The organism is Streptomyces longispororuber (assembly GCF_014656095.1).
Classification (GTDB): Bacteria; Actinomycetota; Actinomycetes; order Streptomycetales; family Streptomycetaceae; genus Streptomyces; species Streptomyces longispororuber.
Map to the genome: position 1 here is coordinate 1 of NZ_BNBT01000086.1, position 15,357 is coordinate 15,357.

At 72.2% G+C, this 15,357-nt stretch carries 14 protein-coding genes; 11 read left to right on the forward strand and 3 right to left on the reverse strand.

Features of this window, described 5'->3' with window-relative positions; genetic code table 11:
* From IE330_RS23850 to IE330_RS23895, 10 genes are all read left to right on the forward strand, one after another.
* On the forward strand, nt 1–259 hold a 259-nt coding region (locus tag IE330_RS23850), incomplete at its 5' end, for a pantoate--beta-alanine ligase (protein ID WP_190138147.1).
* Between the two features lie 68 nt (nt 260–327).
* Nucleotides 328–2,031 (forward strand): L-aspartate oxidase, encoded by a 1,704-nt coding sequence (locus IE330_RS23855; protein ID WP_190138148.1) that lies wholly within the window; start codon nt 328–330, stop codon nt 2,029–2,031.
* A 5-nt stretch (nt 2,032–2,036) separates the two neighbouring features.
* Nucleotides 2,037–3,044 carry a carboxylating nicotinate-nucleotide diphosphorylase gene (nadC, locus tag IE330_RS23860; protein ID WP_190138149.1) on the forward strand — a complete coding sequence of 336 codons (1,008 nt, stop codon included), beginning with the start codon at nt 2,037–2,039 and terminating at the stop codon, nt 3,042–3,044.
* Between the two features lie 6 nt (nt 3,045–3,050).
* Nucleotides 3,051–3,857: a type III pantothenate kinase gene (locus IE330_RS23865; RefSeq protein ID WP_190138150.1), complete on the forward strand. Its 807-nt coding sequence runs from the start codon at nt 3,051–3,053 to the stop codon at nt 3,855–3,857.
* Between the two features lie 81 nt (nt 3,858–3,938).
* Nucleotides 3,939–4,229 carry a hypothetical protein gene (locus IE330_RS23870; RefSeq protein ID WP_190138151.1) on the forward strand — a complete coding sequence of 97 codons (291 nt, stop codon included), beginning with the start codon at nt 3,939–3,941 and terminating at the stop codon, nt 4,227–4,229.
* A 455-nt stretch (nt 4,230–4,684) separates the two neighbouring features.
* Nucleotides 4,685–5,347, forward strand: coding sequence for a hypothetical protein (locus tag IE330_RS23875; RefSeq protein WP_229925874.1), 663 nt, complete (start codon nt 4,685–4,687; stop codon nt 5,345–5,347).
* A 13-nt stretch (nt 5,348–5,360) separates the two neighbouring features.
* On the forward strand, nt 5,361–5,540 hold the full coding sequence (locus IE330_RS23880) for a hypothetical protein (protein WP_190138152.1): 180 nt from the start codon (nt 5,361–5,363) through the stop codon (nt 5,538–5,540).
* A 169-nt stretch (nt 5,541–5,709) separates the two neighbouring features.
* A complete protein-coding gene (locus IE330_RS23885; RefSeq protein WP_190138153.1) occupies nt 5,710–6,153 on the forward strand; it encodes a BlaI/MecI/CopY family transcriptional regulator in 444 nt (147 codons plus the stop codon).
* A gap of 9 nt (nt 6,154–6,162) precedes the next feature.
* The gene (locus IE330_RS23890; protein WP_190138154.1) at nt 6,163–6,756 is read left to right on the forward strand and encodes an amino-acid N-acetyltransferase; all 594 of its coding nucleotides are present in this window, start codon (nt 6,163–6,165) and stop codon (nt 6,754–6,756) included.
* A gap of 225 nt (nt 6,757–6,981) precedes the next feature.
* Nucleotides 6,982–7,317, forward strand: a complete 336-nt coding sequence (locus tag IE330_RS23895; RefSeq protein ID WP_190138155.1) for a histone-like nucleoid-structuring protein Lsr2 — start codon at nt 6,982–6,984, stop codon at nt 7,315–7,317.
* Here IE330_RS23895 and IE330_RS23900 read toward each other — a convergent pair.
* On the reverse strand, nt 7,296–7,943 hold the full coding sequence (locus IE330_RS23900) for an SCO3374 family protein (protein WP_190138156.1): 648 nt from the start codon (nt 7,941–7,943) through the stop codon (nt 7,296–7,298). The genes IE330_RS23895 and IE330_RS23900 overlap by 22 nt on opposite strands.
* A gap of 465 nt (nt 7,944–8,408) precedes the next feature.
* Here IE330_RS23900 and IE330_RS23905 point away from each other — a divergent pair, with 465 nt between their 5' ends.
* Nucleotides 8,409–10,934, forward strand: coding sequence for an ATP-dependent Clp protease ATP-binding subunit (locus IE330_RS23905; protein WP_190138157.1), 2,526 nt, complete (start codon nt 8,409–8,411; stop codon nt 10,932–10,934).
* 68 nt (nt 10,935–11,002) lie between these two features.
* Here the strand turns inward: IE330_RS23905 and IE330_RS23910 are convergent, their stop codons facing one another.
* Nucleotides 11,003–14,074, reverse strand: coding sequence for an NACHT domain-containing protein (locus tag IE330_RS23910; RefSeq protein ID WP_190138158.1), 3,072 nt, complete (start codon nt 14,072–14,074; stop codon nt 11,003–11,005).
* A gap of 284 nt (nt 14,075–14,358) precedes the next feature.
* Nucleotides 14,359–15,351, reverse strand: a complete 993-nt coding sequence (locus tag IE330_RS23915; protein ID WP_190138159.1) for a PDDEXK nuclease domain-containing protein — start codon at nt 15,349–15,351, stop codon at nt 14,359–14,361.
* Nucleotides 15,352–15,357 lie beyond the last annotated feature (6 nt).

A 15,357-nucleotide genomic window follows, 5' to 3' on the forward strand; every position in this document is an offset into this window, starting at 1 on the left:
GGCCGCCGACGCGCACGCCGTCGCCCAGGCCGCGCCCGCCGGCCCCGAGGCCGTCCTCGCGGCCGCGCGGCAGGTCCTCGACGAGGCGGCGCGGCTGCGGCCGCCCCTCGTCCTCGACTACGTGGCGCTCGTCGACCCGTCCGACTTCCAGCAGGTCACCCGCGGCCACCAGGGGGAGGCGGTGCTCGCCGTCGCCGCGAAGGTCGGCACCACCCGCCTCATCGACAACATCCCGCTGACCTTCGGAGCCCCGGCATGAACGCCCGCCCCCGGGCGGTCCGGACCCCGGGCCACCGCAGCACCGCGATCGGAGATCGGAGCTCTCGTATGAGCGCCACTGGCATACGGCTGCACGCCCCGGCCCCCGGCTGGTCGCTCGACGCCGACGTCGTGGTCGTCGGCTCCGGGGTGGCCGGCCTGACCGCCGCGCTGCGCTGCGCCGCGGCGGGCCTGGAGACCGTGGTCGTCACCAAGGCCCGCCTCGACGACGGCTCCACCCGCTGGGCCCAGGGCGGCATCGCCGCCGCGCTGGGCGAGGGCGACACCCCCGAGCAGCACCTCCAGGACACCCTCGTGGCGGGCGCGGGCCTGTGCGACGACGAGGCGGTGCGCACCCTCGTCACCGAGGGCCCCGACGCCGTGCGCCGGCTCATCGCGACCGGCGCCCAGTTCGACGCCACGGACGACGGCGGCCTGGAGCTGACCCGCGAGGGCGGCCACCACCGCCGCCGCATCGCGCACGCGGGCGGCGACGCGACCGGCGCGGAGATCTCCCGCGCCCTCGTCGACGCGGTCCGCGCGCGCGGCATACCGACCGTCGAGAACGCCCTGGTCCTCGACCTGCTGACGGACGACCAGGGGCACGCCGCGGGCGTCACCCTGCACGTCATGGGCGAGGGCCAGCACGACGGCGTGGGCGCCGTGCACGCGCCCGCCGTGGTGCTCGCCACCGGCGGCATGGGACAGGTGTTCTCGGCGACGACGAACCCGTCCGTGTCCACGGGCGACGGCGTGGCCCTCGCCCTGCGCGCCGGCGCGGAGGTCTCCGACCTGGAGTTCGTCCAGTTCCACCCCACGGTGCTGTTCCTGGGCGCCGACGCCGAGGGCCAGCAGCCGCTGGTCTCCGAGGCGGTGCGCGGCGAGGGCGCCCACCTCGTGGACGCGGACGGCGTGCGCTTCATGGTGGGCGCCCACGAGCTCGCCGAGCTCGCCCCGCGCGACATCGTCGCCAAGGGCATCATGCGCCGCATGCAGGAGCAGGGCGCCGAGCACATGTACCTGGACGCCCGCCACTTCGGCGCCGCCATGTGGGCCACCCGCTTCCCGACCATCCTCGCCGCCTGCCGCGCCCACGGCATCGACCCGGTGACCGAGCCCATCCCCGTCGCCCCGGCCGCGCACTACGCCTCCGGAGGCGTCCGCACCGACCAGTACGGCCGCACCACCGTGGCCGGCCTGTACGCGTGCGGGGAGGTCGCCTGCACGGGCGTGCACGGCGCCAACCGGCTCGCCTCCAACTCCCTCCTGGAGGGCCTGGTCTACGCCGAGCGCATCGCCGCGGACATCGCCGCCCGACACGCCGAGAACGCCCTCCACGCGCGCGTGCCCGCACCCGTGGCCGCCCCGGAGCAGCCCGCCCACCCGCTGCTGCCCCCGGAGGCCAGGTTCGCCATCCAGCGGACCATGACCGAGGGCGCCGGAGTGCTCCGTTCCGCCGCCTCGCTCGCCGAGGCCGCCGAGCGGCTCGCGCGCATTCACGCGGACGCGGCGGGCGCGCTCGCCGAGGACGGCAAGACCGCCGAGCCGGGCGTCGACGCCTGGGAGACCACCAACCTCCTGTGCGTGGCCCGCGTCCTGGTGGCGGCGGCCCAGCAGCGCGAGGAGACTCGTGGCTGCCACTGGCGCGAGGACCACGGGGCCCGCGACGACGCGGCGTGGGGACGCCACATCGTCGTACGCCTCCAGGCCGACCGGAGCCTCGCCATCCACACCACCGACAACGCCCGCTTCCCCAGCACCCAGGAGCAGTGACCGACGTGAGCACCCCCGACCTCCCCCTCGCCGACACCGGCTGCGGCGACGCCTGCGGCTGCGGCGGCGACGACGCGCAGGACTCCATGGAGTGCGGTCTCGACCCGTCCCTCGCCCAGCTCCTGGCCGACGCCGGCCTCGACCCCGTCCAGGTCGAGGACGTCGCGCACCTCGCGATCGCCGAGGACCTGGAGTTCTCCCCGGACGCCGTGGACGTCACGACGGTCGCCACCATCCCCGAGGACGCCGTCGCCACCGCCGACTTCACCGCCCGCCAGGCGGGCACCGTGGCGGGCCTGCGCGTCGCCGAGGCCATCGTCTCCGTGGTCTGCTCCGACGAGTTCGAGGTGGAGCGGCACGTCGAGGACGGCGCCCGCGTCGAGGCCGGTGACGTGCTGCTGAGCATCACCACCCGCACCCGCGACCTGCTCACCGCCGAGCGCAGCGCGCTGAACGTGCTGTGCCGCCTGTCCGGCATCGCCACCGCCACGCGCGCGTGGGCGGACGCCCTGGAGGGCACCAAGGCCAAGGTCCGCGACACCCGCAAGACGACACCGGGGCTGCGCGCCCTGGAGAAGTACGCGGTCCGCATGGGCGGCGGCGTCAACCACCGCATGTCGCTCGCCGACGCGGCCCTGGTCAAGGACAACCACGTGGTCGCCGCGGGCGGCGTCGCCCAGGCCTTCAAGGCCGTCCGGGACGCCTTCCCCGACGTGCCCGTCGAGGTGGAGGTCGACACCCTGCACCAGCTCCGCGAGGTCGTGGACGCGGGCGCCGACCTGATCCTCCTGGACAACTTCACGCCCCTGGAGACCGCGGAGGCCGTCGCGCTCGTCGACGGCCGGGCCCTGCTGGAGTCCTCCGGCCGCCTCACCCTGGAGAACGCCCGGGCGTACGCGGAGACGGGCGTCGACTACCTGGCCGTGGGCGCCCTCACGCACTCCTCGCCGATCCTGGACATCGGCCTCGACCTCAGGGATGCCGCCGAGGCCCCCGCGCGCGGGGCGGAGTAACGCGCCATGCTGCTCACGATCGACGTCGGCAACACCCACACCGTCCTCGGGCTCTTCGACGGCGAGGACATCGTCGAGCACTGGCGGATCTCCACCGACGCCCGCCGCACCGCCGACGAACTGGCCGTGCTCCTCAACGGCCTGATGGGCATGCACCCCCTGCTCGGCGAGGAACTGGGCGACGGCATCGACGGCATCGCGATCTGCTCCACGGTCCCGTCCGTCCTGCACGAGCTGCGCGAAGTCACCCGCCGCTACTACGGCGACGTACCGGCCGTCCTGGTGGAGCCCGGCATCAAGACCGGCGTGCCCATCCTCATGGACAACCCCAAGGAGGTCGGCGCCGACCGCATCATCAACGCCGTCGCGGCGGTCGAGCTCTACGGCGGGCCCGCGATCGTCGTGGACTTCGGTACGGCGACGACGTTCGACGCGGTCTCCGCGCGCGGGGAGTACGCGGGCGGCGTCATCGCCCCCGGCATCGAGATCTCCGTGGAGGCCCTCGGCGTCCGCGGCGCGCAGCTCCGCAAGATCGAGCTGGCCCGGCCGCGCAGCGTCATCGGCAAGAACACCGTGGAGGCCATGCAGGCGGGCATCCTCTACGGCTTCGCGGGCCAGGTCGACGGCGTCGTCCGCCGCATGGCCCGGGAGCTCGCGGGCCCGGGCGGCGACCCCGAGGACGTCACGGTCATCGCCACCGGCGGGCTCGCCCCCATGGTGCTCGGCGAGGCGTCGGTCATCGACGAGCACGAGCCGTGGCTGACGCTGATCGGCCTCCGCCTGGTCTACGAGCGGAACATCTCCCGTACGTGACGTCCGGCCAGGCAACCCCGCCGCGCGGTCGGGGGTCTCTCCTCGGAGGGGTTCTGAGCGGGTGTGGGGGCTGGGTGCCTGATGGACGGAAAACGACGGCGGGGTAGGGCAGGGCGGGCCCTCGCGGGCGCCGCGGCGACGGCGGCGCTCGTCCTCGGCGCGCCCACCGCGCAGGCGGCGACCCCGGACCCGCCCACGGTGCGGTCGTCCGTCTCCCCGTCGCCCGAGGGAAGCCCACGCCCGCCCGCCCGGATGGCCGACACCGGCGCCGGGGTACTGCCCTGGCTGGCCGCGGGCGGAGCAGCGGCCCTGGGCGTGGGCGCGGTCGCCTTCGCCACGACCCGCCGCGGCCCGGACCACGACGGCGGGTGAGCGCTCCGGGCCGGGGCCGGGGTGTCACGGGTGGGCGGGTGGGAGAAACCCGCCGGGGCAGCGGCGGCCACATGGGCACCCACCCGCAGCGCTCCGCGCCGGACCCCGCCGGGCAACGCCGGGGAGCCACGGGTGGGCGGGCGGGGAGAAACCCGCCGCGGTAGCGGCGGCCACGTGGGCACCCACCCGCAGCGCTCCGCGCCGGACCCCGCCGGGCAACGCCGGGGAGCCACGGGTGGGCGGGCGGGGAGGAATCCGCCGCGGTAGCGGCGGCCACATGGGCACCCAGCCGCAGCGCTCCGCGCCGGGGCCGGGCGGACGACGCCGGGGAGCCACGGGTGGGCGGGCGGGAAAAGAAAGGTACCGAGCGAGCGGCGGCCCCAGGGCCGCAATGACGTGCCGGGCAAACGGGTGAGTTAAGACGATTTTGTCCCCTCCACGCGTATCGTCACCCTATGCCCACGCCATACGGATCCCGGGGCGGCATGGCCTTCGGCGCGCAGGAGCTGCGAGTGCTCCGCCGCGCCCTGGCCCTCGCCCTGCACCCCAGTACCGCTCACGCCCTCGACGACCAGGCCGTGCAGGAATGCGTGCGCCTCGCCGACGACATCGACGAGGCGGTGCGCGAAGGCGCACGGCTGCGCGCCTTCCTGGTGGCCGACCTCGCGCGCTACCGGGCCGCTCTGCCCGGTACCGCGACCGGGTACCTGGAGCTCTTGGACGACGTCCTCGCCACCGGTTACCGCCCCGCCCCCGACGACCTCGCCGCACTCCGCGCCCTGCGCGCCAACCCGCGCGCGGGAGCCCTGCTCGCCCGCTGCGAGAGGCTCGCCGAGCGCGACGTGCGCGCCCCGCTCGCGGCGGGCGCGGCGCGCCCCGTGCCCCGCCCCGCAGCCCCCCGCCCCCTCGTCCCCCAGTCCCGTACGCGCCTCCTGGCCCTGCCCGGGGGCCGTGCGGCGGCCGACGACAGCGGGCCCGCGCCCCGTCCGAACCCGCCGTCGGAGCGCCCCGCTGCCCCGCCGGAGCGGCCACGCCCGGTGCCCACCCCGGCGGAGGTGTTCCCGCCCAAACGCCCGGCGCCGCCGACCGCCCCGTCGCAGCGTCTCGCCGTGGGCTAGCTACGCTGGGGGCATGGAATACGTCTCCGCGCTCGTGCCCCCCGTAGTGATGGCCGTGTTCTTCATCGGCCTCATCGTGACCATCGTCAAGACGCAGGGCGGCGCCAACAAGGCCAAGGAGGACGCCGCGGTCGACGCGGCGATCACCCGCGCCGAGGCGGCCCGGCAGACGCCCAGGGCCGGCGACGCCTGACCCCCGGCCACCGCAGGTCACCGGCGCCCGCCCCGCACACCCCCCGGCGTACGGCTCGCTCACCTCTACGAGCCGTACGCCCTTTTTGTACACAAATAAGACCTTAAGCCGTTTATTAACGATTCCTGGCTTCAGTGACTTGGGTCACTTCTCCCACTATTGTTCTGGTGTGCCTCGCCCCTTGGGAGAACTCGAAGACGCAGTGATGACGCGGGTGTGGAAGTGGAACCGCCCGGTGACCGTTCGAGAAGTCCTGGAAGACCTTCAGCAGGAACGGTCGATCGCGTACACCACTGTGATGACCGTTTTGGACAATCTCCATCAGAAGGGCTGGGTCCGCCGCGAAGCGGAAGGCCGCGCCTATCGATATGAGGCGGTCTCCACCCGCGCCGCCTACGCGGCCGCACTCATGAACGAGGCGTGGTCGCAGAGTGACAACCCGGCGGCCGCTCTCGTCGCCTTCTTCGGCATGATGTCGCCGCAGCAGCGGGAAGCCCTCAGCGACGCGGTCCGGATGGTTGAATCCCACGAGAGCCCGGCGGGCGCGACCCTCCCGGCGCCGCCGGAGAACCCCCCGAACCCCGGCGGGCCCGACCGCGCGGACGGGCGATAGCGTCCGCCCATGCCGGCTGAGCACGACGAACTCCCGGCGGAGCGCGGCGAACTCGCGCCGCTCCGCGACCACCCCGTAAATGCGGTCTCCGTACGCAGGGCCCGCACCGCCGATGTGCCCGCCGTGCGCGGCCTGCTCGACCCGTACGCCCGCCGGGGCATCCTCCTCGACAAAGCGACCGTCACGCTTTACGAGGACATCCAGGAGTTCTGGGTCGCGGAACGCGGCGCCGACGGCGGCAAAGCGGGCACGGTGGTCGGCTGCGGGGCCCTGCACGTGATGTGGGAAGACCTCGCCGAAGTCCGCACCCTGGCGGTGAATCCCGAGGTCAAGGGCGCCGGCGTGGGGCACCGGCTGCTCGGCGAGTTGCTCCGGACCGCGCGTTGGCTCGGGGTCCGGCGCGTTTTCTGCCTCACCTTCGAAGTCGACTTCTTCGCCAGGCACGGCTTCGTGGAGATCGGCGAGACGCCCGCGGATACCGTCGACACAGATGTCTACGCCGAGCTCCTTCGTTCCTATGACGAGGGGGTCGCGGAGTTCCTGGGCCTCGAACGAGTGAAACCGAACACCTTGGGCAACACTCGGATGCTTCTGCATCTGTGATCGTGACCGACCTATTCCGCGCTGTCACATGCCCAGGTTCCCTATGTCCGAAACGCGCATGTTTCCCGGGATCCCGGGGGACCGGTCTCTCCCAGGGGTTTGTGTTTTCCCAGGAAAAGCGGTTTGCTTTCCGACGTACTGCAGTGCTGCATATAACAGGGGGCGGCGAATCGGCGGCGCACGCCGCGGCGTCCGGCCCTCAAGTTATCGATGAAAGGAAATCCGGTGGCACAGAAGGTTCAGGTCCTTCTTGTCGATGACCTCGACGGCGGCGAGGCGGACGAGACCGTGACGTTCGCGCTGGACGGCAAGAGCTACGAGATCGATCTCACCACCGCCAACGCGGACAAGCTGCGCGGACTCCTGGAGCCGTACCTCAAGAGCGGGCGGCGTACCGGAGGCCGCGCGAGCGGCCGCGGCAAGGGGCGCGCCCCGGCGGCGAGCAGCAGCCAGGACACCGCGCAGATCCGCGCCTGGGCGAAGGAGAACGGCTTCGAGGTCAACGACCGTGGCCGCGTCCCCGCGTCCATCCGTGAGGCCTACGAGAAGGCCAACGGCTGATCACTCGCCCGCCGCAGCCGGACCCGGTGGCACTGCGTCGCCGCCGCGTCCACCAGGCGCCCGAGATCGGAGCCCGCGGCGGAGCCGGAACGGGGGTCGGTTCCGCTGCCGTCCCGTGCCCGCGCCGCCGTCCGCGGCGCCCGGGCCGACAGTGACGTCAGTGACGGCAGCCCGGCTTCCACCTCGCGTCCGGGCTCCGGGGGGCGCAGCCACACGGCCGCCCCCCGAGAGCCCACGAGCCCCGGAGGCGTCGGGGCGTCGATCAGGCCGCCCGGGCCGATCGCGGTGAGGTCCAGGGGCACACCGCCCCACTCCAGCCAGTCGAGCAGCCCCGGCAGCTCCTCGGCGCTGCCCGCGGCCACGAAGAGCCCCATGGTCGTGCCGTGCAGGGCCACGGGCGCGTGCGGACCCAGGTGGCGCAGCGTGGCGAAACCGGCCTCGGCCGGCAGCCGCAGCACGTCGAAGCGGACCCCGGTCACCAGCCGGACGGCCGACCCGGGCCCCGCCCCGGGCGCCACCGCCCAGCCGAGCTCACGCTCGTACCACCGCCGCACCGGGTCCTCCCACCGTGCGCTGTCGCGCTGCTCGGCCGGCGGCCTGGGGTGCGGAACGCGGGAGAGGGCCATGCCCGGAGCAACCGCCCCGGGCGGACCCGGGTTACGGCCGGGTCACGCAGGGTGTCACTCTGGATGCGTACCGTTGCGAAAACGGGGGCGCGTCGGAGCCCGTCGCGGCGCAAGGGTGTTCGCCCGTAGCGGAGGGAACCGGTGCGCGCCGCATGGAGTGTCCGTGCATACGGGTAAGACATCCCTAGTGGGGAGGGGCGACACGCGGTGTTCAGGCGTCTCACGTTCGCCAACGGCGTACTCATGGCGAGGGTAACTGCCTGGCCTGCGGGAACATCGTCTCGCACCATCGGGTTGGAGCATGTGTCGGCGTATGAGTCAGGAAGCGTTCCCTACCGTAGTGAGGGTGATCCGGACGGGTGTCGGCAGTTGGAATGAGCGGTCCCCGCTTGCGGGACTAAGCTGCGGAAGGACAGGGAGGGGACCGACCCCTTACTGCCTGACCGCTCTGAGGAGCGATTAACGATGTTCGAGAGGTTCACCGACCGCGCGCGGCGGGTTGTCGTCCTGGCTCAGGAAGAAGCCCGGATGCTCAACCACAACTACATCGGCACCGAGCACATCCTCCTGGGCCTGATCCACGAGGGTGAGGGTGTCGCCGCTAAGGCCCTGGAGAGCCTCGGGATTTCGCTCGAGGCGGTCCGCCAGCAGGTGGAGGAGATCATCGGCCAGGGGCAGCAGGCCCCGTCCGGCCACATCCCCTTCACCCCCCGTGCCAAGAAGGTCCTGGAGCTGTCGCTCCGCGAGGCCCTTCAGCTCGGCCACAACTACATCGGCACGGAGCACATCCTGCTCGGCCTGATCCGCGAGGGCGAGGGCGTCGCCGCCCAGGTCCTGGTCAAGCTGGGCGCCGATCTCAACCGGGTGCGGCAGCAGGTCATCCAGTTGCTCTCCGGCTACCAGGGCAAGGAGACCGCCACCGCCGGCGGTCCTGCCGAGGGCACGCCCTCCACGTCCCTGGTCCTCGACCAGTTCGGCCGGAACCTCACCCAGGCCGCTCGTGAGTCCAAGCTCGACCCGGTCATCGGGCGCGAGAAGGAGATCGAGCGGGTCATGCAGGTGCTGTCCCGCCGGACGAAGAACAACCCCGTCCTGATCGGTGAGCCCGGCGTCGGCAAGACCGCCGTCGTCGAGGGCCTCGCCCAGGCCATCGTCAAGGGCGAGGTGCCCGAGACCCTCAAGGACAAGCACCTCTACACCCTCGACCTGGGTGCCCTGGTCGCCGGCTCGCGCTACCGCGGTGACTTCGAGGAGCGCCTGAAGAAGGTCCTCAAGGAGATCCGCACCCGCGGCGACATCATCCTGTTCATCGACGAGCTGCACACGCTCGTGGGTGCGGGTGCCGCCGAGGGCGCCATCGACGCGGCGAGCATCCTCAAGCCGATGCTGGCCCGCGGCGAGCTCCAGACCATCGGTGCGACCACCCTGGACGAGTACCGCAAGCACCTGGAGAAGGACGCGGCCCTGGAGCGCCGCTTCCAGCCCATCCAGGTCGCGGAGCCGTCCCTGCCGCACACGATCGAGATCCTCAAGGGCCTGCGCGACCGGTACGAGGCGCACCACCGGGTCTCCATCACCGACGAGGCCCTGGTCCAGGCCGCCACCCTGGCCGACCGGTACATCTCGGACCGCTTCCTGCCCGACAAGGCGATCGACCTCATCGACGAGGCCGGTTCCCGGATGCGTATCCGCCGGATGACCGCGCCGCCGGACCTCCGCGAGTTCGACGAGAAGATCGCGGGCGTGCGCCGGGACAAGGAGTCGGCGATCGACTCCCAGGACTTCGAGAAGGCCGCGTCCCTGCGCGACAAGGAGAAGCAGCTCCTCGCCGCGAAGGCCAAGCGCGAGAAGGAGTGGAAGGCCGGCGACATGGACGTCGTCGCCGAGGTCGACGGCGAGCTGATCGCCGAGGTCCTCGCGACCGCCACCGGCATCCCGGTCTTCAAGCTGACGGAGGAGGAGTCCTCCCGTCTGCTCCGCATGGAGGACGAGCTCCACAAGCGCGTCATCGGCCAGAAGGACGCCGTCAAGGCGCTCTCGAAGGCGATCCGCCGTACGCGTGCCGGTCTGAAGGACCCCAAGCGCCCCGGTGGCTCGTTCATCTTCGCCGGCCCGTCCGGCGTGGGTAAGACCGAGCTGTCCAAGGCGCTCGCCGAGTTCCTCTTCGGCGACGAGGACGCGCTGATCTCCCTCGACATGTCGGAGTTCAGCGAGAAGCACACGGTGTCGCGTCTCTTCGGTTCGCCCCCCGGATACGTGGGCTACGAGGAGGGCGGCCAGCTCACCGAGAAGGTGCGCCGCAAGCCGTTCTCCGTCGTCCTCTTCGACGAGGTCGAGAAGGCCCACCCGGACATCTTCAACTCGCTGCTGCAGATCCTGGAGGACGGTCGCCTGACCGACTCCCAGGGCCGGGTCGTGGACTTCAAGAACACGGTCATCATCATGACGACCAACCTCGGCACCCGGGACATCTCCAAGGGCTTCAACCTGGGCTTCGCCGCCCAGGGCGACACGAAGACCAACTACGAGCGGATGAAGAACAAGGTCTCGGACGAGCTGAAGCAGCACTTCCGGCCCGAGTTCCTCAACCGTGTGGACGACGTCGTCGTCTTCCCGCAGCTCAGCCAGGACGACATCCTCCAGATCGTCGACCTGATGATCAGCAAGGTGGACGAGCGCCTGAAGGACCGGGACATGGGCATCGAGCTCTCCCAGTCCGCGAAGGAGCTCCTCGCCAAGCGCGGGTACGACCCCGTCCTGGGTGCGCGGCCGCTGCGCCGCACCATCCAGCGCGAGGTCGAGGACACGCTCTCGGAGAAGATCCTCTTCGGTGAGCTGCGTCCGGGCCACATCGTGGTCGTCGACACGGAGGGCGAGGGCGAGACCGCCAAGTTCACCTTCCGCGGCGAGGAGAAGGCCGCCCTGCCGGACGTGCCGCCGATCGAGTCGGCTGCGGGCGGCTCGGGGCCGAACCTGAGCAAGGAGGCGTAGCCCTTCGAGGGTGCGCTGGTGGGGCTGCCCCGGACCGTTTCGTACGGTCCGGGGCAGCCCCTCTTCCTTTACGGGGGTGGGGCGTTCCAGAAGGTGCTGGGCACTTGGACTACAGCATGGGGGAAGAGACGCTCGTAGCGTTCGGCGCGCAGGGAGTAGTTTGCGGCGGGGGCCATGGTCACCTCACGTGCTTGAGGAAAGACTCGCTGTAGACCGGAGAGATCCTCGGCGCCGTTGAGGTTGTAGAGATGGATCTTTTCGACTCCCGGAAGCTCAGGTGCCTGCTGGAACTGGCGCAGCAGACGGTGGTCCACCATGAGCTCGCGGAGAGACGGGTGCCTGGCCAGCTCCTGGAAGTCACTCCGGTCTAGTTCGTATTCGGTGCCGTACATAGAGAGGACTTCCAGCGTCGTCCAGTGGCTCAGGCCTTTCAAACCGGCAGTACCGATGGCTCCAGTGCTGAAGCGGAGCATCCGCAACGGGGCCTCGGAAGGGAGCCGAGCGGTGAGGTCTCTGCCATTCACGGGGAAGCCTAGAGCCAGAGTTTCCAGGGCTGTCAGATGCCGCATGCCCTGTACTGCGGAGTCATCTCCTCGCCGATCGACGCTCAATGAGGTCAGGCACAACGCGGCCAAGGGGGTTAGTTCGAGCCGGCTTGGGCAGTTGGCCAGACCCAGCGACTTGAGCTGCCGAAAGCGCGTGAACGCACGAAGGTCGTTCAACTCGGGGTTGTCCCAAACGGTGAGGCTCGTCAGGATGTCCGGATCGAGAACGTTCAGGAGCTCTTCGGCTGTGTAGCTGCCGAAGATGTTCACCCCAGGACTAGCCCCCAAGCGGCACAGTGCCTCGGCACGTGCCCTGGTCTTGGCGGTTACGTAGATGCCCTGCCTTGAGACGTGTGCGACCACCTCGTCGGCGTACTCATCCACATCGAAGTCGTCCCAGGCTTGCAGAAGCTGTATGCGTACGCTGCTGTACGGATGCTCCCGGAACCGTTTCAGCACGGGCATGGCGAACTCGGTGCCTACGAGGCGTGCTGTGTAGACCACCCCCAAAGCCTCGTCGTCCGTCAGGTCCTCCGGGCCCGGCAGTAGCTCCAGGACCAAGGGGCCCGCTTCCGCCAAGGCGCGGCACTCCGCTGCTGTGCGGGGTGGTATCAGGCCTGCCGCCCGGGACTCGACCTGCTTGCGTACGGAGGGGTCCAGGGTTGTTGCGTCCTGTAGGCAGGCCAGGGCCAGGAGGCTTACGCGGGGGGAGGCGTCCGCGGCCAGGAGGTTGCTGAGGAGGCGGGCGCGTTCGTGGGGGCGGGCGTGGGCGACGGCCATGCGGATGACGTCCTCCCACTGGGGGTCGCCCGCGTGGTGCACGAGGACGTCGAGGTGGCCGTCGGCCACGGCGGCCCGCGCACCCAGGTAGTCCTGGAAGGTGCGGTGGACGAAGTGGACCACGCCGGGGGCCGGTTCGCGGAGCAGGCCGCTGCGGAGCAGGAGGTGGCGGAAGACGGCCTCGGTGTCGCCCTGCTGCGCCGCCGAGGCGATGTTCGGCAGGGCGCGCTCCAGGAGCAGCAGGGCGCCGTCGTGGTCCATCTCGGTGCGGCCGCTGAGGATCAGGCCGTAGGCGAGGGACTGGAGCAGTTCGAGGCGGGCCTCCTCGGTCAGCTCGATGCCGTCGGGGGCGCCCATGCCGCGCTCCCGGTCGCGCCGGGTGAGGAGCATGGACAGGGCCGCGTCATACAGCTCCTTGCGCCCCTGCGGCAGGAACCCGCGCCGCTCGCGGTGGAGGGCGCAGATCAGGCCGCACATGAGGGGGTTGGTCGCCATGACGGCCAGGTCGCGCTTGGTGCGCAGGGCGGTGAGGAGCGTGTCCTCGTAGTCGCGGGCGTCGGCGGCGGCGTGCCAGCGGCGGACGAAGGTGGTGACGTCGGCCCGCTTCATCGGCGCGAGGGTCAGCTCCCGGAAGCCCTGGTCGGCGAGCCAGGTGGGGCGGACGGCGGTGGGGCGGGTGGTGACGAGCCACTGGTTGCCGGGGTAGGCCCGGGTGAGGTCGAGGAGCCAGTCGCGGGTGCGGGTCCGGTCGGCGGCCGGGACCTCGTCGATGCCGTCGACCATGACGAGCCCGCGCCCGGCGGTCAGGACGCGCTCGGCCCAGCCGGGCGGCGCGGTGTGCGGGCAGCCGACGGCGGTCAGGAAGGCCTCGGGGGCGGGCAGGGCGTCGGCGCGGACCAGGGTGCGCAGGGGGAGCACGAAGGGGACGGGCGCGCCCTGCCGGGCGGCGGTGACGGCCAGCCACTGCACGAGCGTGGTCTTGCCGGAGCCCGCGTCGCCGCGCAGCAGCACCCGGGAGTGCTCGGCGAGCGCGGCGTCGGCGCGGAGCTGGACGGTGACCGGGCCGCCGTCCGGGAGGCCGTCGAGCCGGTCGTACGCCTCGCTGTCGGTCCCGCTCGCCTCCAGGCTGAGGTACGCGACTTCCAGGGGCCAGCGGTCGGGGGACTCGCGCAGGTCGATGCCGTAGATGGTGATGCGGTTGTGCTTGTCGGCGATGTGAGGGAGGTAGCGGCGCTCGAAGGAGGCGTCCTGGGCACTGGGGCGGGGGCCACGCCGGATCAGCTCGTCGACCTTGGCGATGAGTTCGGCCTGCGTACGGCTCTGCTCCACCAGGGTGCGGGCGACGAACGTGCTGCGCTGGGTGAAGAAGTGCAGGGCGTGGACGCAGGCCCACTCCGTGACGGAGTCGAGGAACACGGTGGCGTCCGTGGAGAGGCCCACCGGGGCGGCCGCGCGGGTGAGGAGTTCGCGGGCCAGCTCGCGGTGGCCGAGGTGCACGGCCTGGACGTCGTTCATGTCCAGCTCGCCCAGGGCGAGCAGGCGCCGCGCGAGGGCGTCGGTGACGGCGGCCTCCTCGTCGGCGGGGAAGGGTGCCTCGCCCGGTGACTCCACGGCGTGGCGGACCAGCCGGCCGGCCAGCTTCCGTACGCCGCGCTCGTCGAGGGTGCGTTGCTCGCCCCGGAAGGAGACCAGGGCGGAGAGGCGGACGGGCCGGTCGGCCAGGCCCGCGCCCGGCCCCTCCCGGGCGAACAGCTTCCGCACGAGCGGCGTGAGGGCGCTGGAGGCCAGGCGCGTACCGAGGATTGCGGGATCCATGCGCGCTCCCTACCCCTGGGGGACCCCGGAATACGCGCCTCGCGCACGGGGTGCGTCGCGCGGCACCAGGGGGCGCCTTGAGGCGCGTAGCGGCGGGGTGGCGCGCCCCGAGGCGCACACCCGCACACCCGGGCGCCGCGCACCCGGGACCGCGCACCCGGGACCGCGCACCCGGGACCGCGCACCCGGGCACCGCGCACCGGGCGCCGGAGGCCGGACACCGGGCCCCCTCGTGGACGCCGGGCGCTCCAGCGGCACCGGATGTTCCCGGTGTCACCGGCCCCTCACGCGTGCGGGGCCCCGTCCACGGCGCCCACCGCCTCCCGCAGGACGCGGGTCAGGTCGGCCTCCGTGGGCAGCAGTTGGCGTCCGCGCGGGGGCAGCGAGGTGTACGTCGCCTGGCCGCTGCTCGTCTCGATGAGGACGCCGATGGTGGGGGCGTCGCGGTCGGGGTCGCGCACCCGCTCGTCCACCGCCCTCACCTGCGTGTCCAGGCGGACCAGGTGGGTGGGGCGGGCGGACGTCGTACCCAGGGCGCAGGCGACGTAGCGGCGCAGCGGCAGGTGGTAGAAGAGCAGGTCCACGCGGTGGTACTGGTCACCGGTGAGCACGGGGTAGCGGCAGCCGACGAAGGCGAAGCCGGTGCCGAGGCCGGTGAGGAAGCGGACCATCCGCGTCGCGATCGACTCCTCGTACGGGGGCTCCGGCTGCCGCTCCTGTTCGTCCAGGCGCAGGAAGTCCAGGCGGTAGGGGTCGCGGGCCAGCTCGTCGAGGGCGGGGGAGCCGTCCGGGAGGGTCAGCTCGTGCGGCGGGAGGGCGCCCGCGCGCGGGGCGCTTTCCTGGGCGAGGTGCAGCCGCTGCCGGATCGCGAGGTCCAGGTGCGCCCGCGACCAGCCGTGGCGGACGGCCTCGGTCGCGTAGAAGTCGCGCTCCGCGCGGGTGTGCAGTTTGTCGAGCAGCACCGTGATGTGGCTCCAGGGGAGCTGGGCGACCGGGCGGTGCGCGATCAGCGCGGGCCAGGTGTGCGCCATCTTCGGCGTCTGCACCAGGTTCCGGTACGAGAAGATCCGCTGCCGGGGGAAGGCGCCGCGCAGGTCCGTGGCGAGCCGCGCCACGGTGCCGGTGCCCCAGCCGTCCTCGGCCTGCCGGGCCAGGATCAGCTTGCCGATCCGCCAGTACATCTGGACGAGCTCGGTGTTCACGGCCCTGCGGGTGCGGAGCCGGGCGCCCTCCGCGGTGGCCTTCGCCTCGGCCAGCAGATCTTCGTACTTGTGCATGGGGCG